Genomic DNA, 21,985 nt, shown 5'->3' on the forward strand with positions numbered 1-21,985 from the left:
TATATAATCGCATTTTAAGTAGATCAAAAAGATGGTACAAGCCAATTCAATAGAACTAACTTAATATAACACAGATGAATTTTAAATTAAAAATTTTTATGGTTGTAATGTTGCTTGTCAACATTCAATTATTTGCACAAGACACCTATGATCTATCAGGTACGGTAGTAGATGCAAACAATGTACCAATACCTGGTGCAAATATCGTTGTAGCAAATACAACAAGAGGAACTCAAAGTGATTTTGATGGTAACTACACTATAAAGGTTAGCAGCGGTGATGTTTTGAGATTTTCCTATATCGGTTATAGTACACAAAATGTCACTATAGGTACTCAGCAAACGGTAAATATAACATTGGCGGAAGATGCAAGTCAGCTTGATGAAGTAGTTGTAGTAGGGTATGGTACTCAGAAAAAATCATCCGTTACAGGATCGGTTTCTAAGGTAGTTAATGAAACTTTAGATCAGATTGCGGTATCTAGGGTGGATGATGCCCTTATCGGTCAAGTATCCGGTGTAAATATCCAATCTACGAATGCTGAAGCTGGTGGGGCACCAACTATCACTATTAGAGGGGTTGGTTCGGTAACTGCCGATTCAGGACCAGCTTTGGTTGTTGATGGTATTGTAGTAAGTTCTGATTTCTTGGGGAACATTGATATGAACGATGTTGAATCCTTTGAGGTTTTAAAAGATGCAGCTTCAGCTTCCATTTATGGTAGTGAAGGTGCAAACGGTGTCATCTTGATTACGACTAAAAAGGGTAAGGCAGGAAAAACAAAATTTAGTTACCAGACCTACACAGGCTTTAAGCAGGCTCATGGTAGCGATGATTATCGTAAGAATACTGCTGATTGGGCTCGTAGAGAACAAGCAGAAACTGGAACGATTTCAGGGGAAACTCTTTACGCCCTGGCGATAACAGAGGCTACTGGTATAGACAGGGACTGGCAAGATGTCTTTTTTGATGGTGGTACTGTAACTAGTCACTCGTTATCTGCAAGAGGTGGTTCTGAGGATTCAACGTTTAGTGCTTCTTTGCGTTCACTTAGTGATGAGGGGGTGATTATTACGGATGATTACAAATTATATACGGCAAGCTTAAAATTTGATACTAAAATTGGTAAGAAATTAAGATTTGGACTTTCGGCATCTCCTTCTTATACGGAGCAAAGGGTTCTTCCTACATCTATTCATAATCCACTACGTCAGTCACCATGGTTGCCAATATACCATACTGAAGAATCTTTACAGTTTATCAATCGTGACGTATATCCTGACGTTGGAGTTGGAGATTACTTTTTGGAGAATCATTTGGATAATAGAAATTTTGACAATGATTTAAATGCTGATGGAAGTCAGAATACAGAACGTCCTAGAACTTCTGGTGATTCAAATCCTTTTCAACAATATGTTGAACGCCAACATACTGAAATTAATCAAAAATTGTTCGGTTCAACTTATTTAAGCTATTTGTTGGCAGATGGCCTAACGCTTAAAACTTCGTTAGGTGTAACTATTGAGCAGCGAAAAAGAGATCGCTATGATGGTGTAAATTACCATGCTTCAGGTGCTAGTAGATCAAACTATGTTTTAAATAACAGATTTCGTACAAGACTTATTAATGATAATACTATAAATTACAATAAAACATTTGGAAATCATGACCTTAGTTTATTAGGTGGTCTTACAGTACAACAACGTACAAGTGAAACTAGTGAGATAGAGGGTAATGGTTTTACAGATGACCGCCTAAGAAATATACAAGGTGCTAATCCTGATAACACAACTGTATTTCAATCCAATACGGAACTTAAGAAGATAGGTATGTTCGCTAGGTTGAATTATGCATATAAGGACAAATACTTGTTCAATGCTTCTTTTAGACGAGATGGTAGTTCTGTTTTTGGTTTAGATAATAAATGGGGTAACTTCCCTTCTGTATCTGTGGGTTGGAATGTTGCTAAAGAGAATTTCTTATTAGATAGTGAGACGATTAGTAATCTAAAATTTAGAGCTAGTTACGGTCTTACAGGGGCAGAGAACTTTAATGTTGGCTCAGAAATAGTAAATAATTGGCCTTACTTGGCTTTATTGCAAAATTCCAACGCTATTGTAGATGGTTCTTTGGTGACAGGTGTATCTCCGTTGAATATTGCCAATGCACTTTTGCAATGGGAGGCTTCAAAAGAATTTACGGTCGGTTTAGATTATGGGTTTTTAAATAATAGAATTACCGGTTCTCTTGATTTTTACCAAAGAACAAGTGATGAATTATTATTGGAAAATCCTGTTTCTTATGTAACTGGATTTAATAGTGGTGTTGTTAATTTAGGAGAAGTTCAAAATCGAGGTGTTGAATTTGAACTGAGAACCAAGAATATTTCTAAAGAGAAATTTAGATGGAACTCTACTTTTATAGCTTCAACCAACAAAAATGAATTATTAAGTTTTGGAGATTCTAATAATGCACTGATTCAAGATACTTACGGTAGAAATTCGCTATGGATCAATAGAATTGGTCAGCCAATTTCTTCATACTACGGTTTTGTGGTTGATACTGAAAAATTTGATGAAGTCTCATTTAGAACATCTTATGTTGATAATCCTTACAATAGGATTAATGGACAATCAGAAGATACTATCGTTAAGGATTTAAACGGTGATGGTATTATTACGGATGAGGATAAGACTATATTGGGTAATCCTTATCCAGATTTAATTTATAGTTTCACAAATGAATTTCAGGTTGGTAATGTTGATTTTTCTTTTCAGTTACAGGGTAGTTTAGGTGCGCAGATAAATAATATCGGTGACCAATACTTCTATAACTGGTTTGGAAACTCCACGAGAGATCCTAATGAAATAGTTGCAGATGGTTTAGTTTCAGATACATCTTTTATTCAAGAGAAAGTATTGACTAACGAAGTAATTGCTAGCGCAGATTATTTCTCTTTACGAAATGTAAATATTGGTTATAATTTTGATAAACAAACGCTTTCAACTATTGGTTTATCGGGTCTTAGGGTCTATGCTACGGGACAGAACCTTCTTTATATTACGGCAAATGATTATCATGGTTTCAATCCTGAACATGATGATAACGGTGATCCAAGAGCATTTGGTTCTCAAAGAGCTGGTACACCGGTTTTCAGCACGATAACATTTGGCCTAAATATTGATTTTTAAATATAAAAAAGAGAATTATGAGATATATAAAATATTTAGCATTTTCACTGGCGGCAATAATGACGTCATGTGATGCAGATGAATTTTTAAATCCATTACCGGATACCGTAATCGTAGAGGATACTTTCTTTCAGACTGATGCGGATGTGGAGAGTGGTCTATTTGGAATTTATGATGCTCTTCAGGGAGTAAATTCAAATACGGAATCTAGTGATACCGATTTTAATAGAGGTGTTCAATTTGAGCATCTGTTGACCGAGCATCGATCGGATAATACAAGAAATCAGACTTTAGAGGGTTCTAAAGCCGATTTTCATAGATATTTAATACAACCAACGAATACGGAATCAGAAGATTATTATGCTTCTATGTACTCGATTATATTCAGGGCCAATAATATGTTAAGTTTTATTGATATTGCTGATGAAAGCAATCAAGCTCGATATACAGCTGAAGCCAAATTTTTAAGAGCTTATGCGTATTTTAACTTGGTAAGATTATATGGTGATGTACCTTTGGTTACCGATGTAGTCTTGGCATCGGATACCGAGTCAACTTTTACTAGGGTTTCAGAGGAATTGATATATGCGCAGATTGTAGAAGATTTACAAGAAGCTGCAGGTGTATTGGATAATACTTTTAAGTCTAGAGCTTCAAGAGCTGCAGCACAAGCTTTGTTGGCAAAGGTTTATTTGACGCAACCGACAAGAAATTATGCAGCTGCACAGCAACTATGTGAAGCCATAATTAATAGTGGCGAATTTAGCTTACAAGAAAATTTTTCTGATGTATTTTACGACGAATTGAATAGTGAAATAATTTTTGCCATTGAATATGCGTTCGGTAATCCTAATGAAAGCCAAAGTTTTTCTGCTGAATTTACATCAACTGTTCGTGCTGGTTCAGATGATGGACAGAATATTGTAGAAAATAATTTGATTGCTGATCTTCAAGCCTTTGGTGGAACACGCTCAGAAGTATCTTTTATTACGTTCCCTACTAGAAGTGAGGTTACTAAGTTTTTACCTGAAGGTTCCGATATATCTGTATTTCCGCCTACCTATGGTGATAATGCGCGTAACGCTGGCAACGATTATATTGCCTTGCGTTATGCTGATGTATTGTTAATGCATGTTGAAGCAGCTATAGGCGCTGGTACGAGTACTTCTAATGCGAGTGTTATCAGTTCTTTTCAGCAAGTAAGAGATAGAGCTTTTCCAGATACGGCACCTAATACAATAAGTAGTGTTTCAAAAGATGAGTTGTTATTAGAGAGACGTGTAGAATTAGCTTTTGAAAACCAACGTTTCTTTGATTTAATAAGATTTGGTGTTGCTGAAGAGGTTTTGAGTGCATATGCTGCCGACAATGAATACTCGTTTACTGCGACAGATTTATTATTGCCAATTCCTTCAAGGGAAATTAATTTAAGTGGAGGGCTATTAACACAAAACCCAGGGTATTAATTTTAAATAAAAACTATGAAATTTAAAATAAACTTTTTTAGTAAAAGCAAATTTTTACTAATGGCCATTATTACGGCCAGTTTAGTAGTAAGCTGTGTCAATGATGGGCTTTTTAGAGATGATTTGCCAGATGCAAATTCTAAGGTGGATACCGTATTTCCGGCTGCCAGTTTTTCATTTGCTTCTTCTTCTGAAGATTTTAGAATAGTAAGTTTTAGTAATTTATCAACTGAAGCGGCAACATATTCTTGGGATTTTGGAGATGGAAATACATCCACCGAGCAAAATCCTACTTTTACATTTGAAGACGGTGAAGGCACTTATCCGGTAACGCTTACTGCTACTGATGGTAATGGTGTAACAGGTTCAAATACTGTAGATGTTATTGTTCAAGAAGGACCATTTCAACCTATAATACTTGAGGCTGGTTTCGAAGATAATGAGATAGAAAATGGTGATGGAAGGGATTCTTGGAGAAATAGTGATTTAGGCGGTGTAATACAAATAACAGGTAGTCCCGTATCATTTGGAGATCAGGGTGCTAAGTTACCTACTCCAGCAGGTGATCGTGTTGGTTATCAGGAAATAACCGTTGATGCTGATTCCAATTATGATTTGTTCTTTTACTATACCATGTTAGCTAATTCCGGTGATCCCTCTATTACGGTCTCTGTACTTGGTGTAACTGAAAATGGTGGTACGTTTACTACTGATGAAGAAGTAGCCAATGGTACAATAGCTTCGGTAACGGTAACAGATGACGAAGATCCTGAAGTTTATATTCAGCAACAACTTTCTTTTAATTCAGGTAGTAATAATACAGTGGCAATCTACTTCACCAATGGTGAGGTTGAGGCAAGGCTTGATAATTTTACGATTGATATAGGAACTGCCGGTGCAGTGCCACCTTCTGCAGGATTTACTGTGGAACAAAGTGAAGTTGATTTCTTAGAGTATACTTTTACGAATTCATCCACAGGAGGTGTTAGTTTCGAGTGGGATTTTGGTGATGGTAATACTTCTATAGAGGAGTCTCCTATACATACCTATGCGACTGCTGGTATGTATGATGTGACATTGACTGCTACTAACGACGTAAATCTAACGGCGGATCTTACAAGATCAATTAACATTCTATCTCCAGTATCGGCAGCCTTTACTTCAATGGTTGATGCAGGTGACTATAGAACTTTTAGTTTTATGGACGCTTCAGAAGGAGCTGAAACTTTATTATGGGAGTTTGGAGATGGTTTCCAATTTACAGGAATGAACCCTACGCATACTTATGATGAGGATGGAATTTATACTGTAGTTTTAACTGCCACAAGTATAACTGGAAATATCAGTTCGGCTACAGAAGAACTTGTGGTTTCTGATGGATTTGTTGTTCAGGTTATAAATGGAAATTTTGATCTTTATGGGACAACTGCTGGATGTACAGGAGAAAGCACTGGTGATAATGCAGATCCTTGGGATATGACTACTAACTCAACTATTAAGGATTGTGATGGTACTGATATACCTAGTCCATATGCTGATCTTTGGGATAATGGTGCATTAGATTCTTGGCTTGATGGTTTTTATGGTGATGGTAGTGAGCAAGCGGGTTCTACCAGTGATGGAAACAATGATACAAGAGGAGCTAAACTTGAAGAGGCTGGTCGACGTTTGTATCAAGTGGTTACCGTTCAACAAGGACAAACATATACGTTCTCAATAGATTCTCGTACCTCTGGTGCAGGAGCAAATTCTGATGTATTTATATTAAATACACAAATTGAAGATGAGACTGGTATTAATGCATCTACTTCAGATGCTGCTGTCGATGCGTATTTTGAAATCACGAATGATTTAAATGCTGATTCAAGTGCATTTGTAACAAGTACATTTACATTTACAGCATCAACAAATCAAGTAGTGATATATGTTAGGAATGTAAACGTTGAAGATAATGTTACTGAAGCTTTCTACGATAACATAACGATTACTCAATAATATTAATTAATTAAAAGTGAAACTACCCAGACCTTTATTTTGGGACTGGGTAGTTTTTATAACAGAACAGAAAATAGCAAAAACTATTATATATCTCTTTGATTAAGATGATTATACTTTACGCTTAATTTATAAAATGAAATTACCTCTAAATAATTTTTTACTTTTTATATTAATTTCGCTTTCTTTTATTTGTGTCTCTGCTCAAAATATAACAAGTGGTAATGCAGAATCTGAAGTTGTAATTGAAAAGCAGAAAAAGAAAAAAAATAAGAAAGTAAGACTGGCAAATATTGATTTAAGCCATTGGAAGGTTACTATACCTGAGGGTACAGGAAAAGGAGGGGCAATTAGTGTTGAGCCGCCAGAAATTTTAGATTATGCTACAAATGAGATATTGAAACCTTATATGTATAATGATTCTACTAAAGGGGCATTAACGTTTTACGCTTACCCAACTACAGCGACCACAGCAAATACTAAATATTCTAGGTCAGAACTAAGGGAACAAATGGTTCCGGGGGATGACAATGTCAATTGGACATTTAAGCAAGGTGGTACTTTAAAAGCAAAACTTTCAGTTGATGATGTTTCTAGAGATAAGAATGGAAAATATCATAAAGTGATTATTTTGCAAATACATGGTCGATTGACCAATGATCAAAAAGAATTAATTAAACAAAAAGACAATAATGCACCGCCTGTATTAAAAATATATTGGCAGAATGGTAAAATTAGGGTTAAAACAAAAAAACTAAAATACACCGATGTAAATGCTATAGGCATATTACATGAAGAAGCCTGGACAGATGATGAAGGCTTTAATTTTGAGGAAGAAGTAGGCTTCGGTAAGTTTCAAATTGAAGTGAAAGTTACAGATGGTAAAATGGTAGTCTCATTAAATAAAACAGAATTCGCCGTTTACGATGATTTCAATATGAAAAGATGGGGTGTATTTGAAAATTACTTTAAGGCAGGTAATTATTTTCAAAGTAGAGATGAAGGTTCATTTGCCAAGGTCAGTTTTTATGAACTTGAAGTGAAGCATTAATAAGAATTATATGATTTTAAATAATATTTTATGGTTTTGTAAACTAACCAAAGCAAAGTGTTTTTTTGCCATCGTTATAGCAATAGCCATTTCGAGTTGTAGTAATGATGCAGAAGCAGACGAAGAAGAGATTGCACAAGAAGAAGTAGTTGAAAAGGAAATAGTAGAGACTCCTGAGCCAGAAGAAGAAGTTGTAGTTGAAGAGGAAATGGTAGAGGGTGTTGATTTCTTTTTGCCAAATATAAACTTGAGTAATTGGAAAGTAACATTACCAATCGGTAGTCCAGATGAAGTGGAGCCGCCAGAGATTTTAGATTATGCAACAGATGAAAGGTTGATACCTTATATGTATAATGATTCTACTGATGGTTCTTTGGTATTTTACACAACACCTGGTTCGTCTACCGCTAATTCTTCCTATTCAAGAACAGAGCTAAGAGAGCAAATGGTACCTGGTAGTAATAGTACTAATTGGACTTTTACAGAAGGTGGTCGAATGAAGGGAACATTGTCAGTACCAGAAATCACGATTGATGCAGGAGGTGATTTTCATAGGACTTTGGTGATGCAAATTCATGGAAGATTAACAAATGAACAGCGAGATTTAATAGGGGAGGATGATAATAATGCTCCCCCAATGTTGAAAATATACTGGCAGAAAGGTAAAGTAAGGGTGCTTACTAAAAAGCTTAAAGATCTTAATGCCACAGACGAAGCGATTTTACATACAGATGCATGGGAAGATAATGAAGGGCATACGTTTTCAGAGGATATAGGTGCAAATACATTCAATCTAGAGATTATAGCTTCAGATGGTAGGTTAGAAATTATTTTAAACGAAACTGATTCTGTAGTTTATGAAGATATTCATATGCAAAAGTGGAGTGTGTTTGAAAACTATTTTAAAGCGGGGAACTATTTGCAAACCCTTGATGCGGGGGCATCTGCCAAAGTTAAATATTACGAATTAGAAGTCACGCATTAGTGATATACGATTAATATACCTAGTATAAATAAGAGAGTTGTTTGAGTTAGATTTTGTTGAAATGAATTTACCAGTCTTTTTTAGGCTGGTAAATTTCATGAACAATTGCTGCTTTGTAGAGTGTAATTATTGTTGGGAATAAAACTTCTTATTTTAGTATATAAGAATTATAGTTTTAGGTGAACAATTTTGGCAACCAATTTTCCTTAAAAGCAAGTTATATATGAAATTAGAAATCCTCACAAGGACTGAAAATCAGGAAATACAAAATGAGATTATAGTTCAGCTTAGAGATTTAATGAATAATAAAAATCTTGAACCTGGTGATAAATTGCCGTCAGAAAGAATGCTTTCAGATAAATTCGGAGTTAGTCGAAGCAGTGTTAGAGAAGCAATTCAGAAATTAGAATTTTATGGAATTTTAATTTCAAAGCCTCAAAGTGGAACTTTTGTAGCAGATATAGGTCAGATTGCCGTAAACGGAATGGTGAATGATATTCTTCGTCTAGAAGAACCTGATTTTAAATCATTGGTAGAAACTAGAATTCTTCTTGAACTAAAAACTGTAAGGTTTGCGGCTAGAAGAAGAACAGATGCAGATTTAAAGCAATTGAAAAGTGCTTTGGATGCTTATCGTAAAAAGGTCGAGAATGGTGAAGATGCAGTACAGGAAGATTTGCTATTTCATTTGGCTATAGCAAAAGCTAGCGGAAACAGTACTATGAACACTTTCATGCTTATTATTACACCAGAAATACTAACAAATTTTGAGAAGTACCATGTTTGTGATAAAAATATGGCATTTAGAGGCATAGAAGAGCATCAAGATATTTTTGACGCTATAGAGGAACAGAATCCGCAATTGGCGAAAGCAAAAATGAAAGTGCATTTTAAGAACTTATATCAATTTTGCTATAACATTTAGAAGAATAAGTCAAATAGTTATTGCCAACTAAACTTCGAAATCATTTTTATAATAATCTACCTAAAGAATAAATAAAATGAGTAATTCAGCCAAACTATCAATTTGGAAAAAAATATTGGCTTTAGTTTTGGCATTTGGTCCTGGAATATTCGCTATTGGGTATACTATTGGTACTGGTAGTGTAACGTCAATGATCGTGGCAGGTAGTACATATGGTATGCAACTTTTATGGGTGCTACTTTTAAGTTGTATTTTTTCAGGTTTGTTAATGTATGCTTACGGTAATTTCGCTTTAGTCACGGGTGAAACTGCACTTTATGCTTTTAAAAAACATTTAAAGTGGGGTAAGTTAATTGCTATTCTTATAATTCTTGGAATTTCTTTTGGTCAGTGGAATTCATTAATGGGTATTCTTGGTATTTCCGCGAATGTCATCTATGAGATATTTTTAATTTATTTCCCAAATTTGGTAGATTTCAAATATGAGTCTGTTTTAATAATAGCAATAACTGTTATTGTTATATTTTATGGATTGTTAATGGTAGGTAAGTATGCCTTTTTTGAAAAAATATTGGTCATTTTTGTAACTATCATGGGGCTTTCATTCATAATTTCCTTATTTATGGTGTACCCATTACCTGTTGAAGTTGTAAAAGGTTTGATGCCAACAATACCAAAAGTTGAAGGTGGTCAGATGATGGTAGCAGCCTTTGTAGGTACGACCATGGCTGCAGCTACGTTTCTTTCAAGACCACTTTTTGTGAAGGGAAAAGGTTGGACAATAAAAAATCGCTCGCAACAAAAGAAAGATGCAATAATTGCAGCTTCGCTTGTGTTTTTTATTAGTGGATCTGTAATGGCTGTAGCTTGTGGAGCTTTATTTCATCAAGGAAAACCGGTAACTCAAGTATTGGATATGGTGAATACATTAGAACCGGTTGCTGGTAAATTTGCTCTAACACTTTTCTTTTTTGGAACGTTAAGTGCAGGATTATCATCAATTTTTCCATGTCTACTAATTGCTCCAATATTATTGGCAGATTATCAATCAGGGGAGTTAGATACTAGTTCAAAACAATTTAGAATAATTACAGCAATAGCCTCATTATTTGCGCTGATAGTTCCTGTATATGGAGCTAATCCTATTCAAATGCAAATACTATCTCAAGTATTCAATGTATTTGTTTTGCCATTGGTCATATTAGGAATAATACTTCTTATAAATAACAAGAATTTAATGGTCAAGTATAAGGCGGGAGTTTGGCTTAATTTAGGACTCTTTGCTGCACTTTTCTTTTCTTGCGTAATTTCTTATAATGGCGTTGTAGCATTGCTGGATTATTTCTAGTTCAAAACAATTTTATAGTCACCCTTCTAATTAAAATAGGATAAGTAGTATCTTTGTTGACTTGTTTAGAGTTTTAACGGGATATTAGCTCAGTTGGTTTAGAGCGCTGCCTTGACAGGGCAGAGGTCACCGGTTCGAATCCAGTATATCCCACAAATTTTTATCTAGTATATTTAAATTTATAGAAGGTCATTTTTTGTTTAGATTCTAGATAAATACTTATCCTCTTTCTACAATCTATACTTGTTTCCTACGTTTATTGTCAGAGGCTTGTAGTTTATAGTAAACAAGTAGGTTTATAAGTTTTATGCTAAACGGATTAATTAAATATGTTGTGCAGAATAAACTAATTGCATTTGTAATGTTATTAGTTCTTTTGGCATGGGGTTTAATGAGTGTTCCAATTACTGTAGACAATGTATTGGTTGGGTCAAATCCGGTTTCGGTAGATGCTATTCCTAATCTTGGTGATAATCAACAAATAGTTTATACAGAATGGGAGGGACAATCACCTCAAGATATAGAAGATCAGGTTACCTATCCTCTTACTTCTAATCTATTAGGGCTTCCGGGTGTAAAATCTGTACGTAGCTCTTCTATGTTTGGTTTTTCGACTATTTATTTGATTTTTGAAGATGATGTAGAGTTTTATTGGAGCCGTAGCCGAATCTTAGAAAAACTTAGTAGTCTACCATCAGATTTATTGCCTAAAGGCGTTTCTCCAAAACTGGGTCCTGATGCTACAGCTTTAGGTCAGTTATTTTGGTATACGCTTGAAGGTAGAGATGAAAATGGAAAGGTTACTGGTGGGTGGGATCTGCATGAGTTAAGAAAAGTACAAGATTTTTATATTAAAAATGCACTTTCTTCTGCACGAGATGTTGCAGAGGTAGCCTCAATAGGTGGTCATATTCAAGAGTATCAAATTGAGGTCAATCCTCAACTTATGCGCCAATATCAAATTGCATTAAAAGATGTTGTTAAGGCAGTTGGAGAAACGAATAAGAATGTTGGTGCAAAGACCATTGAGATTAATAATGCAGAGTACTTAATACGGGGCTTGGGTCTGGTTAGAAAAATCGATGATATCGAAAGTACCGTGGTGGTTTCAAATGATTTTGTTCCTATTAGAGTAAAAGATATTGCCAATGTAACCTTAGGTCCAAAAGAGCGTAGAGGTATTTTAGATAAAGAAGGAGCTGAGGTCGCAGGTGGTGTGGTGGTAAGTAGATATGGTTCAAATCCTCAAAAAGTAATAGAATCTGTCAAGCTCAAGATAAAAGAGTTGGGGAAGGGTATGCCTTCTAAAAAATTAAATGATGGTTCTATTTCTAAATTGACCATTGTTCCGTTTTATGATAGAACCGAACTAATAAAAAGTACTTTGGGTACTTTAAGTTCGGCACTGTATTTAGAGATATTAATAGCAATATTAGTTGTCCTAATAATGCTACGTAACTTAAAAATATCAATTATAATATCTGCATTATTACCTGTAGCGGTGCTAATGGTTTTTATTGCTATGAAGTTATTTGGTGTCGAAGCTAATATTGTTGCATTGTCAGGTATAGCCATCGCAATAGGTACAATGGTCGATTTAGGTATTATTTTGTCAGAAAATATTGTTAGAAAACTGGAGCAAGATAAAAGTGATAAGTCAATTGACGATGTGGTAATTGAAGGTGTTAATGAGGTGTCTGGTGCAATAGTTACAGCTGGTTTAACAACAATTTTAAGTTTTGTTCCTGTTTTTGCTTTAACTGGTGAAGAAGGTAGGTTGTTTACACCTCTTGCTTTTACCAAAACAGCTGCATTGCTTGCCGCCATGTTGTTGTCTTTATTTGTTATACCTCCAATAATTGCAAAATGGTATAGTATTGACTTCAAGAAATTTAAAGTAAAAAATATTGGTTCTTATCTAATAGGTTTACTCGGCTTACTATTAATATTGTCTGGTTTTTGGATAGGTCTGGTACTATTAGGTTTAATGATTTTGAACTTATTAAAAGAATATGGGGTAGTCGATAAAAAGTATTTTAAACGAATAAGAGTTTTATATCTAGTATCATCAATACTGCTCATTCTAACGTATTATTGGAATCCGTTAGGGTACGATAATAATTATTTTTCAGACTTAATGTTTGTACTATTGGCAGCCTTCTCTATTTTGGGAGTACTTTATGCTTTTTATAAATTTTATGAAAGTATATTGCTTTGGGCAATGTCTCATAAATCATATTTTTTAAGCTTGCCTGTATTTTTACTGCTATTGGGTTCATTGGTATATACATCTATTGGTAAAGAGTTTATGCCGAAATTAAATGAGGGGTCTTTTTTGTTAATGCCTACGTCTACAGCTCATTCTGGTATTTCTGAAAATAAAAAAATATTACAACAGTTAGATATGGCAGTTGCATCTATTCCTGAAATAGAAACAGTTGTTGGTAAAGCAGGTCGTGTTAGTTCGGCACTAGATCCAGCTCCATTGTCAATGTTTGAAAACGTAATAATTTATAAAACTGAATTTATGTTAAACGAAAGTGGAAAGCCTCTTTCGTTTAAGGTTTCAGAAGACGGAAAGTTTGAGACTAAGGGTGGAGAATTCGTTTCTGCCGGATCGGGTATTTCTCAAAATAATTTAATTGTTGATAACAACGGTGAATATTATAGAAATTGGCGTTCACATGTAAATAGTGCCGATGATATTTGGAATGAAATTGTAAAAGTCACAAGTATACCAGGTGTTACCTCTGCTCCTAAATTACAGCCAATTGAGACTAGGTTAGTAATGCTTCAAACGGGTATGCGTTCATCAATGGGTATTAAAATTTTCGGTCCCGATTTAGAATCTATTGAAAAGTTTGGTTACGAGTTGGAGAGGGAATTAAAACAAATAATAGAAATAGATGATGCATCGGTTTTTTCCGATAGAATTGTGGCAAAACCTTACATCAATGTTGTATTTGATAGAGATAGGGCGGCGAGATATGGAGTGACTATAAATGAATTGCAAGAAATATTGGAGTCTGCAATAGGGGGCAAAGTATTGACCCAGACCATTGAAGGTAGAGAGCGGTTCGATGTAACTATCCGGTATCCTAGAGAATTAAGGTCTGATCCTAAAGACTTAAAAAATATAATTGTCTCATTACCAGATGGCAGTTCTGTGCCTTTTTCAGAATTTGCGAGTATTAAATTCGAAAAAGGTCCTCAAATGATTAAAAGTGAGGATGGTTTTTTAACAGGTTATGTTTTGTTTGATAAAGCAGACGGGGTTGCAGAAGTTACCGCTGTGGAAAAGGTAAAAGAAATTATTGAAAACAAAATAACAGAAGGTGATTTGATTGTTCCTGATGGTGTTCGTTATAGATTTGCTGGTACCTACGAGAATAACATTCATGCTGAGAAAACCTTATCTTTAATTATTCCTTTAGTACTAATAGCTATATTATTTATATTATATCTACAATTCAGGTCTTTAGCAGTTTCTTTAATGATATTTTCAGGAGTAGCTGTAGCCTTCGCGGGTGGTTTTATGATGTTATGGCTTTATGGGCAAGACTGGTTTTTAAACCTTTCTTTTTTAGGAAATGATTTAAGAAGTGTATTTAATGTTAGAGCCATAAATATCAGTGTCGCAGTCTGGGTCGGTTTTATTGCATTGTTTGGTATTGCAACAGATGATGGTGTAGTTATTGCTACGTATTTAAAACAAAGTTTTGAAGATAAAAAGCCCAATTCAGTGAAAGAAATAAGAATAGCAGTATTGAATGCGGGTAAAAAGAGAATTCGACCATGTTTAATGACTACGGCGACTACTTTATTGGCGCTCTTGCCGGTATTAACAGCAAAAGGTCATGGTAAAGATATACTTATACCTATGGCTATACCTGCTTTTGGTGGAATGTTGGTAGCTCTAGTGACGTTATTGATTGTACCTGTTTTATATAGTCTTTGGCAAGAATTAAAATTAGAAAAAAAAATTAGGTAATGGAAAGCTTAGCAAAGTATACAAAATACGCGGTCTATTTGGCAGTATTGCTTTTTGGCTTATTATTAGGGTATTTATTCTTTGGTGAATCAAAAAATGATAAACCTATTGATGTTGAGTCACATATTGATAAAGTCACATACACCTGTTCTATGCATCCAAATGTTGTTAGTGACCAACTAGGATCATGTCCAATTTGTGGAATGGATCTTGTGAAAATGAGTGTTGAAGCTGGTATGGAATCTGATAATCGTTTTGAGATGAGCGAGCGTGCAATGGCTTTAGCTAATGTACAAACAAGTGTTATTGGTTTTAATACACAAAATGGGCAAGTGACCTTGTCTGGGGAGATTACTTCTAATGACAAAACAAATGCGACACAGACTACTTTATTCGATGGTCGATTAGATAAATTAGAAATAAATTATATTGGTGAGTATGTTAGAAAAGGTCAAGTTATAGGAACAATTTATAGTCCAGATTTGTATTTGGCACAAGATAAATTATTAACATCTGCATCGTATAAAGATACCCATGAAAAATTATATTCTGCAGCAAGAAACACTTTGGGTCTTTGGAAGTTAACTGATGAACAGATAGATGATTTGTTAAAGACAGGTAAACCTATTCAGAATTTTCCTTTAGTTGCTGATGTTGCTGGTACAGTGGTAGAAATTATAGCTTCTGAAGGTAATTATTTTAAACAAGGCGATCCTTTGTTTAAGGTATCTCGTTTATCAACAGTTTGGGCGGTATTTCAAGCATACGAAAATCAAATGCCGCTATTGAAAATAGGACAGCAAATTGAAATTAGCTCAGAAGCATTTAGGGGAGCTCCGCTTAAAGCAACTATATCTTTCATAGAACCTATTTTGGATAGAGGTAGCAGGGTAGTTTCTGTCAGAGCTGATATTTCTAATAAGGAAGGGAAATGGAAGCCGGGTATGTTCGTTGAGGGTAAGGTAAACGTAGATAGCGAGGATGATAATTTATTGATGGTGCCAAAGAGTGCTGTTCTTTGGACGGGCGAACGGTCTGTGGTCTACAAAAAAGTAAATGCTGTTAAACCTGAATTTGAACTTTTAAGAGTTCAGTTGGGAGAATCTGTTGGTGAAAATTACATAGTATTAGAAGGTTTGCAAACCGGTGATGAAATTGTCACCAATGGTACTTTTGTTATTGATGCTGCAGCTCAGTTGCAAGGAAAGAATTCTATGATGTATTCTAATGATAATGAATTGAAGCAAAATAAAAAGCAGCAAGAACATCTAAATAAATTGACTTCAGAACAAAATCAGAAGTTGAAGGAAGTTTTAAAGGTTTATTTTGATTTTAAGGATGAATTAGTTGCATCGAATTCTGATAAGTCAATAATATTCGCCGAGAAGCTGAATAAGGTATTGGTCTCAGTAGATCAAACAGGAATGGATAATAATCTTCAAGGTAATATTAAATCTGCCATCGCATCTCTTGTTATTATTGAAAAGAGTAAGGATTTGGAGAAGAATCGTTTAGAATTTAAGAATTTATCAAAGGCTATTATTTTTGTGTCTTCTCAAATAACTGATTACGGCAATCCAATTTATATTCAACATTGCCCTATGGCAGATAACAATACTGGTGGTGACTGGCTAAGTTTAGATAAGGCTATTAAAAATCCATATTTCGGCGATAAAATGTTGACCTGTGGTAGTGTAGTGAAGGTCATAAAGTAATATTATAGATAGTCTAAAACGCGTTCTAGAGCCATGCCTCTTGAGCCTTTAATCAAGAAAGAAGATTCCGTTTGTTTAGGCTTGTTAACTAAGTAAGCTTTCAATTCTTCAAAACTCTTTAGTCTAATAGCAGTAGAGTTAGTAGAGTAAAAATTCTCTCCAACCAATATCACTTGTTCAAAATTTAAGCTCGTTGCTAAATCTGAAACATTTTGATGTTCTTCTTTTGCAGACTCTCCTAATTCGAACATGTCGCCTAGAATCAAAACTTTTCGTTCTTTTTTTAACGAATTGAAATTTTCTAATGCCACTTTCATACTCGAAGGATTGGCGTTATAAGCATCAAGAATAATATAGTGTCCGTTATTATTTAATATCTGAGATCTATTATTGTCTGGAGTATATTCTTCAAGTGCCTTTTTTATTTCGCTTAACTCAACATTGAAATATTTTGCCATAATAATAGCTGCGCAGCAGTTCGAAAAATTATAAGCACCAATTAAATTCGTTTCTATATTGATGTTTTCTACTTTTAGATTGACAAATGGTTGAGCTTCTAGCAATTTAATAGTATAGTATTTAGAATCATCAGAACTAAAACCGAATTTTTTAGTATACGTACTTAGCTTATCTTTTTGAATGGGGTCATCAGCATTTATGAAAATCGATTTTTTGTGAGAAATCAGGTAATCATATAATTCGCTTTTCCCTTTTCTAACACCTTCAATTCCGCCAAAGCCTTCTAAGTGTGCCTTTCCAAAATTAGTGATATAGCCAAAATCTGGCTCTGCAATTTCACATAAAAACTCAATTTCCTTTAGGTGATTTGCGCCCATTTCAACAATAGCGATTTCAGTGTTAGGTTGAATGGTTAACAAGGTTAAAGGGACACCAATATGATTGTTGAGGTTTCCTTTGGTGGCTATTGTTCTATAAGTTTTGCGAAGTACAGCGTTAATTAATTCTTTAGTAGTTGTTTTACCATTACTGCCAGTTAGGCTTATAACCTGCGCTTTAGATTGTCTTCTATGAAAATTAGCTAATTGTTGTAATGTTGTTAAAACATCTTTAACTAGTATAGTTCTTTCATCAATTAGATATTTCTCTTCATCAATGACAACTATGCTAGCTCCTTTGTCTAAAGCTTTTTGAGCATAGATGTTACCGTTAAAGTTATCTCCTTTTAGCGCAAAGAAAATATCGTTTTCTTTAATTTTTCTAGTATCAGTGCTGATAGAAGGGCTGGCTAGAAAAGCGGAATGTAAATCTTGAATTTTCATAAAATCGAAGATAAAAAAAAGCCCCTTAAGAAAGGAGCTTTTTTTAGTTCGTAAAGGGAAAAATTATTTAGCTTTTTTTCCTCTAACTGTCTTGTTTTTTGTTTTTGATTTAGAACCAACTCTAGACATTGCACATCTAAAACCGATGTAATCAGTAGCCATATATTGTGGCAGGTATCTTCTTTGTGCTGGATCTAACCAATAAGCTCTATCTCTCCAAGAACCACCTTTGTATACTCTAACTTCATCATTAATTAATGTAGTTCTGTTGTTTGAAGCATCATAGCCTTTAACAAGGTTTCCTAATGAATCTCTTTCAACAGAATGCTTAGGAGAGTTGTACATTTTCTTGTTTGGATCTTCTTCTTCACCGTCATCAAATCTGTCGTAAAATCTTGAAGAACCAGAATCACCATCTCTATAACCTCTGTTATCACTAGAAGAGAAGTTAGTTCTTAAATACGTTTCTTCCTCGTCAACAGGTACCATTTTAATTTCACCTGGTAAGTTTACTGCAACTACTTTTCCATTCGGTAAAGTGTCATAAACAATAGAATCTCTTAAGATGTTTACTTTTCCATCTTCACCTATTGCGCTTTTCATATAAATGTTACCTCTATAGTAGTTAAAATCACTTACTTCGTCATCAACTATTGGTCGGTAAACATCAGCAGTCCACTCGGCAACGTTACCAGCCATATCATAAAGACCTAAATCATTCGGCTTGTATGACATTACTTGAGCTGTAATATCTGCGCCATCATCAGACCATCCTGCAATTCCACCATAATCACCCTTACCTTGTTTAAAGTTTGCTAATTGATCACCTCTACCTACACGTTGTCCGTTACGAGTGTAATCACCTTCCCAAGGGTATTTTTTTCTACCTCTGTAGTTGTTATATTCTCTTTGTCCTACTTGTGCCTGCGCAGCATATTCCCACTCAGTTTCGGTAGGCAACCTATATTCTGGCATAATGATACCACTACTTCTTTTAGCGAAAGTAGAGGTGCTATCTTTTTTCTGCTTCCCTTGCAAAGAATCAATTTGACCATTATAAACAGATTCTGGTCTATTTAGGTAAGCTTCAGTGCTGAAGGTGCCTTGAACCTCACCTGTAGCTGCTTGGTATTTAGCGTCTTCAGATAAGTAACCTTCTCTTTCAAGCATAACTTCGTTTACACGGTCAGTTCTCCATTCTGCAAATTGTGTAGCCTGAATCCAGTTTACACCAACAACAGGGTATTCTGCGTATGCTGGATGTCTCAGGTAGTTATTTGTCATTGTCTCATTGAAGCCTAATCTGTTTCTCCATACCAAAGTATCTGGCAATGCACCTACATATATGTTAGTGTATTTAGGATTTTCTGGTGGATAAACACTTTTTAAGTAATCAAGGTATTCTAAGTACATAACATTAGTTACCTCAGTTTCGTCCATGTAAAAAGACTGAACATGTTGTGCGGTAGGAGTGTTATTCCAGTCATGCATCACATCATCTTGTACTTTACCTTTGGTAAATGTACCACCTTCAACAAACACCAATCCAGGAGCGGTTTCTTGCTCTTTAAAGTCGGTGTTGTATTGAAAACCGCCTTCTTTGGCATTTATCTTCCAGCCTGTAGCTCTAGACGTGTTTTTTCCAGAGGAGGATTTAGAACAGCTTGTTACTGTAAAACCTCCTACTAATACCGTGCATGAGAGTACAACTTTTATTAAATGTTTTTTCATAATTAGGACTTGAGTTCAATTTTCATATACTATAGTAGTTTGGTCGCTATAGTATATGGTGCTATAATTTCTTTTAATTTGTTTGTCACTTTCGCTCAATAGAACGGTGTTTTCATGAGATTATTTTACAATTCAAAATAATTTTAAAAATCTCATAGCGAACTGTCAATAAATTTAGGCTCGCTTTTATAAGTAAACGCTTAAAACAACTAATTAGTATGGTTTTGAATAATTCTTTTAGAAAGGATAAACAAGTATTGTTATATAGGATAAAACAACCTGTAAAAACGATAGTTGAATGCTATGTTGGCAAATTCTTACAAAATTCTTGTTGCTTATGCAAGATAACGGGAAAAACAGCGTTTACAAGTAAAATAATAATAGTAAATATATTTAAAAGGTATATTTCATCCTTTTTACTAAAAGAACTATTTAAGATGAGAAAAATTTCAATAATTTTCTTTGTATTGATTGTCGGTAAGGTTTTTGCCCAAGATGATCAACGCGTGATTACTACTGCAGTGCCATTTCTAACTATAGCCGCAGATGCAAGATCTGCTGGTATGGGTGATATGGGTGTTGCAACTTCAACAGATGCTTTTTCTCAACAATGGAATGCTGCTAAATTCGCTTTTGCAGAACGTAAAATGGGTATAGGAGTTAGTTATACTCCTTATTTAGAAAGTATTATTACTGATATTTCTTTATTGAATGCTAGTTATTATAATAAACTAGACGACCAAAGTGCTTTTGCGGTAAGTTTAAGATATTTTACATTGGGTGAAATAGAACTTAGACAATTTGCAAATGATCCAGGTACTATTGCGAAGCCTAATGAATTAGCGTTAGATGGTTCGTATTCTTTAAAGTTGAGTCCGACTTTCTCAATGGCTGTTGGTGGTAGATATATTAGGTCGAACTTAAAATTACCACAAAACGGAACTGAAGATTCTCAAGCTGCAAGTTCTTTTGCAGTAGATGTGTCTGGTTATTACAGGTCTAACGAGATTGCTTATAATAACTTTGATGGTCGATGGAGAGCAGGTTTTAACCTTTCTAATATTGGAGGTAAAATCCAGTATGATGCAGGTGGACAAGAAAACTTCTTACCAAGTAAGTTAAGCTTTGGTGGTGGTTTTGATTTTATTTTGGATCAAGACAATGTCATAGGTGTAACAACAGAATTCACGAAATTATTAGTACCAACACCTCAAGACTTTGATAATGATGGAGATGTTGATTCCGCAGATAATGATATTTACCAGAACGAAAGTGGGTTCAGTGGTATATTTAATTCATTCTCTGATGCACCAGATGGTTTTAGTGAAGAGTTAAAAGAATTTACCTGGGCTTTAGGGGCAGAGTACACGTATCAAGATGCTTTTATGCTTAGAACAGGTTATTTTAATGAAAGTGAAGAGAAAGGTTCTAGAAAGTTTTTTACGCTTGGAGCAGGTTTTAAATTTAAAGCGGCACAAGTAGATTTATCTTATTTGTTCTCAACATCTCAAGTAAGAAATCCTTTAGAAAATACATTACGTTTTTCACTTACTTTTAATCTAGGTGAAGAATTTTATAATGATTAATACTTAACACAGATAACGCATAAAAAAGCCTGCTATAAGCAGGTTTTTTTATGCGTTATCTTTATATTCTCATTAATTATTAGAGTCGAGTATATATTTGTAGATTGAAAAAAAATAAAAAAATGATCAACCAAAAAAAGATAAGTTTTGATATAACGGTTTACGATTCGTTAAACGAACTTAAAAATGATGATCAAAATCTAATGTCAGCTGCTGTAAAGGCCAGGCAAAGAGCTTATGCTCCCTATTCTAGTTTTAATGTTGGAGCTTCGGTTTTATTGGAGAACGGAGAAATTATAGAAGGTAATAATCAAGAAAACGCATCATATCCATCTGGGTTATGTGCAGAACGGGTAGCTGTTTTTTATGCCGGTTCAAAGTATCCAGGTATGAAAATAAAAGCGATTGCGATAACGGCGGCATCCATAAATCATGAGGTAAGTGAGCCCGCTGCGCCTTGCGGTAATTGTAGACAGGCTATTTCTGAATATGAATTTAGACAACAAGAACCTATAAAAATTCTATTAATGGGTGAAACGGGTAGTGTTATAGAATGCAATTCTTTGGCAGATTTATTGCCACTTGGCTTTAATAGTAGTTTTTTAAATTAAGAAAATTTGCAAAAAGTATTGTAAATAAACACGTTATATACTTTATTTGTTAAGCATATAATTTCTGAATGGATTTGCTTCTATTATTTTTATCGATTCATTTATATGTG

At 34.6% G+C, this 21,985-nt stretch carries 13 protein-coding genes and 1 tRNA gene; 12 read left to right on the top strand and 2 right to left on the bottom strand.

Annotated elements, in window-relative coordinates; all coding sequences use genetic code 11:
* The first annotated feature begins 74 nt into the window (after window positions 1-74).
* From Q0871_RS14925 to Q0871_RS14970, 10 genes are all read left to right on the top strand, one after another.
* Window positions 75-3,191, top strand: coding sequence for a SusC/RagA family TonB-linked outer membrane protein (locus Q0871_RS14925; RefSeq protein WP_299325228.1), 3,117 nt, complete (start codon window positions 75-77; stop codon window positions 3,189-3,191).
* A 17-nt stretch (window positions 3,192-3,208) separates the two neighbouring features.
* Complete coding sequence (locus tag Q0871_RS14930) at window positions 3,209-4,657, top strand: RagB/SusD family nutrient uptake outer membrane protein (protein WP_299325229.1); 1,449 nt, start codon at window positions 3,209-3,211, stop codon at window positions 4,655-4,657.
* 15 nt (window positions 4,658-4,672) lie between these two features.
* The gene (locus Q0871_RS14935; protein WP_299325230.1) at window positions 4,673-6,652 is read left to right on the top strand and encodes a PKD domain-containing protein; all 1,980 of its coding nucleotides are present in this window, start codon (window positions 4,673-4,675) and stop codon (window positions 6,650-6,652) included.
* A gap of 136 nt (window positions 6,653-6,788) precedes the next feature.
* Window positions 6,789-7,703: a polysaccharide lyase family 7 protein gene (locus Q0871_RS14940; protein ID WP_299325231.1), complete on the top strand. Its 915-nt coding sequence runs from the start codon at window positions 6,789-6,791 to the stop codon at window positions 7,701-7,703.
* Window positions 7,704-7,713: 10 nt separating this feature from the next.
* Entirely contained in the window at window positions 7,714-8,688 is a 975-nt protein-coding gene (locus Q0871_RS14945) for a polysaccharide lyase family 7 protein (protein WP_299325232.1), read from the top strand.
* A 223-nt stretch (window positions 8,689-8,911) separates the two neighbouring features.
* The gene (locus Q0871_RS14950; protein WP_299325233.1) at window positions 8,912-9,613 is read left to right on the top strand and encodes a FadR/GntR family transcriptional regulator; all 702 of its coding nucleotides are present in this window, start codon (window positions 8,912-8,914) and stop codon (window positions 9,611-9,613) included.
* Between the two features lie 76 nt (window positions 9,614-9,689).
* Entirely contained in the window at window positions 9,690-10,961 is a 1,272-nt protein-coding gene (locus tag Q0871_RS14955; protein ID WP_299325234.1) for an Nramp family divalent metal transporter, read from the top strand.
* Between the two features lie 78 nt (window positions 10,962-11,039).
* Window positions 11,040-11,114, top strand: a tRNA-Val gene (locus tag Q0871_RS14960).
* 154 nt (window positions 11,115-11,268) lie between these two features.
* Window positions 11,269-14,952: an efflux RND transporter permease subunit gene (locus Q0871_RS14965; protein WP_299325235.1), complete on the top strand. Its 3,684-nt coding sequence runs from the start codon at window positions 11,269-11,271 to the stop codon at window positions 14,950-14,952.
* Entirely contained in the window at window positions 14,952-16,667 is a 1,716-nt protein-coding gene (locus Q0871_RS14970; protein ID WP_299325236.1) for an efflux RND transporter periplasmic adaptor subunit, read from the top strand. Before Q0871_RS14965 ends, Q0871_RS14970 begins: the two co-directional genes overlap by 1 nt.
* Window positions 16,668-16,669: 2 nt before the next feature.
* Here the strand turns inward: Q0871_RS14970 and murF are convergent, their stop codons facing one another.
* Window positions 16,670-17,947, bottom strand: a complete 1,278-nt coding sequence (gene murF, locus Q0871_RS14975; protein ID WP_299325237.1) for a UDP-N-acetylmuramoyl-tripeptide--D-alanyl-D-alanine ligase — start codon at window positions 17,945-17,947, stop codon at window positions 16,670-16,672.
* Window positions 17,948-18,010: 63 nt separating this feature from the next.
* Complete coding sequence (gene gldJ, locus Q0871_RS14980) at window positions 18,011-19,678, bottom strand: gliding motility lipoprotein GldJ (RefSeq protein WP_299325238.1); 1,668 nt, start codon at window positions 19,676-19,678, stop codon at window positions 18,011-18,013.
* A 437-nt stretch (window positions 19,679-20,115) separates the two neighbouring features.
* Between gldJ and porV the strand changes: the two genes are divergently transcribed.
* Both porV and cdd read left to right on the top strand, forming a co-directional pair.
* Window positions 20,116-21,264 carry a type IX secretion system outer membrane channel protein PorV gene (gene porV / locus Q0871_RS14985; protein WP_299325239.1) on the top strand — a complete coding sequence of 383 codons (1,149 nt, stop codon included), beginning with the start codon at window positions 20,116-20,118 and terminating at the stop codon, window positions 21,262-21,264.
* A gap of 125 nt (window positions 21,265-21,389) precedes the next feature.
* Entirely contained in the window at window positions 21,390-21,875 is a 486-nt protein-coding gene (gene cdd / locus Q0871_RS14990; RefSeq protein ID WP_299325332.1) for a cytidine deaminase, read from the top strand.
* Window positions 21,876-21,985: the final 110 nt, after the last annotated feature.

Source organism: uncultured Maribacter sp. (assembly GCF_947500985.1).
GTDB lineage: Bacteria > Bacteroidota > Bacteroidia > Flavobacteriales > Flavobacteriaceae > Maribacter.

What these genes read in the sequence shown, in the direction of transcription:
- Q0871_RS14950 (WP_299325233.1), top strand. Translation starts at nt 8,912, where the DNA reads ATGAAATTAGAAATCCTCACAAGGACTGAAAATCAGGAAATACAAAAT.
- porV (WP_299325239.1), top strand. Translation starts at nt 20,116, where the DNA reads ATGAGAAAAATTTCAATAATTTTCTTTGTATTGATTGTCGGTAAGGTT.
- Q0871_RS14970 (WP_299325236.1), top strand. Translation starts at nt 14,952, where the DNA reads ATGGAAAGCTTAGCAAAGTATACAAAATACGCGGTCTATTTGGCAGTA.
- Q0871_RS14935 (WP_299325230.1), top strand. Translation starts at nt 4,673, where the DNA reads ATGAAATTTAAAATAAACTTTTTTAGTAAAAGCAAATTTTTACTAATG.
- Q0871_RS14930 (WP_299325229.1), top strand. Translation starts at nt 3,209, where the DNA reads ATGAGATATATAAAATATTTAGCATTTTCACTGGCGGCAATAATGACG.
- Q0871_RS14925 (WP_299325228.1), top strand. Translation starts at nt 75, where the DNA reads ATGAATTTTAAATTAAAAATTTTTATGGTTGTAATGTTGCTTGTCAAC.
- Q0871_RS14965 (WP_299325235.1), top strand. Translation starts at nt 11,269, where the DNA reads ATGCTAAACGGATTAATTAAATATGTTGTGCAGAATAAACTAATTGCA.
- gldJ (WP_299325238.1), bottom strand. Translation starts at nt 19,678, where the DNA reads ATGAAAAAACATTTAATAAAAGTTGTACTCTCATGCACGGTATTAGTA.
- Q0871_RS14940 (WP_299325231.1), top strand. Translation starts at nt 6,789, where the DNA reads ATGAAATTACCTCTAAATAATTTTTTACTTTTTATATTAATTTCGCTT.
- murF (WP_299325237.1), bottom strand. Translation starts at nt 17,947, where the DNA reads ATGAAAATTCAAGATTTACATTCCGCTTTTCTAGCCAGCCCTTCTATC.
- Q0871_RS14955 (WP_299325234.1), top strand. Translation starts at nt 9,690, where the DNA reads ATGAGTAATTCAGCCAAACTATCAATTTGGAAAAAAATATTGGCTTTA.
- Q0871_RS14945 (WP_299325232.1), top strand. Translation starts at nt 7,714, where the DNA reads ATGATTTTAAATAATATTTTATGGTTTTGTAAACTAACCAAAGCAAAG.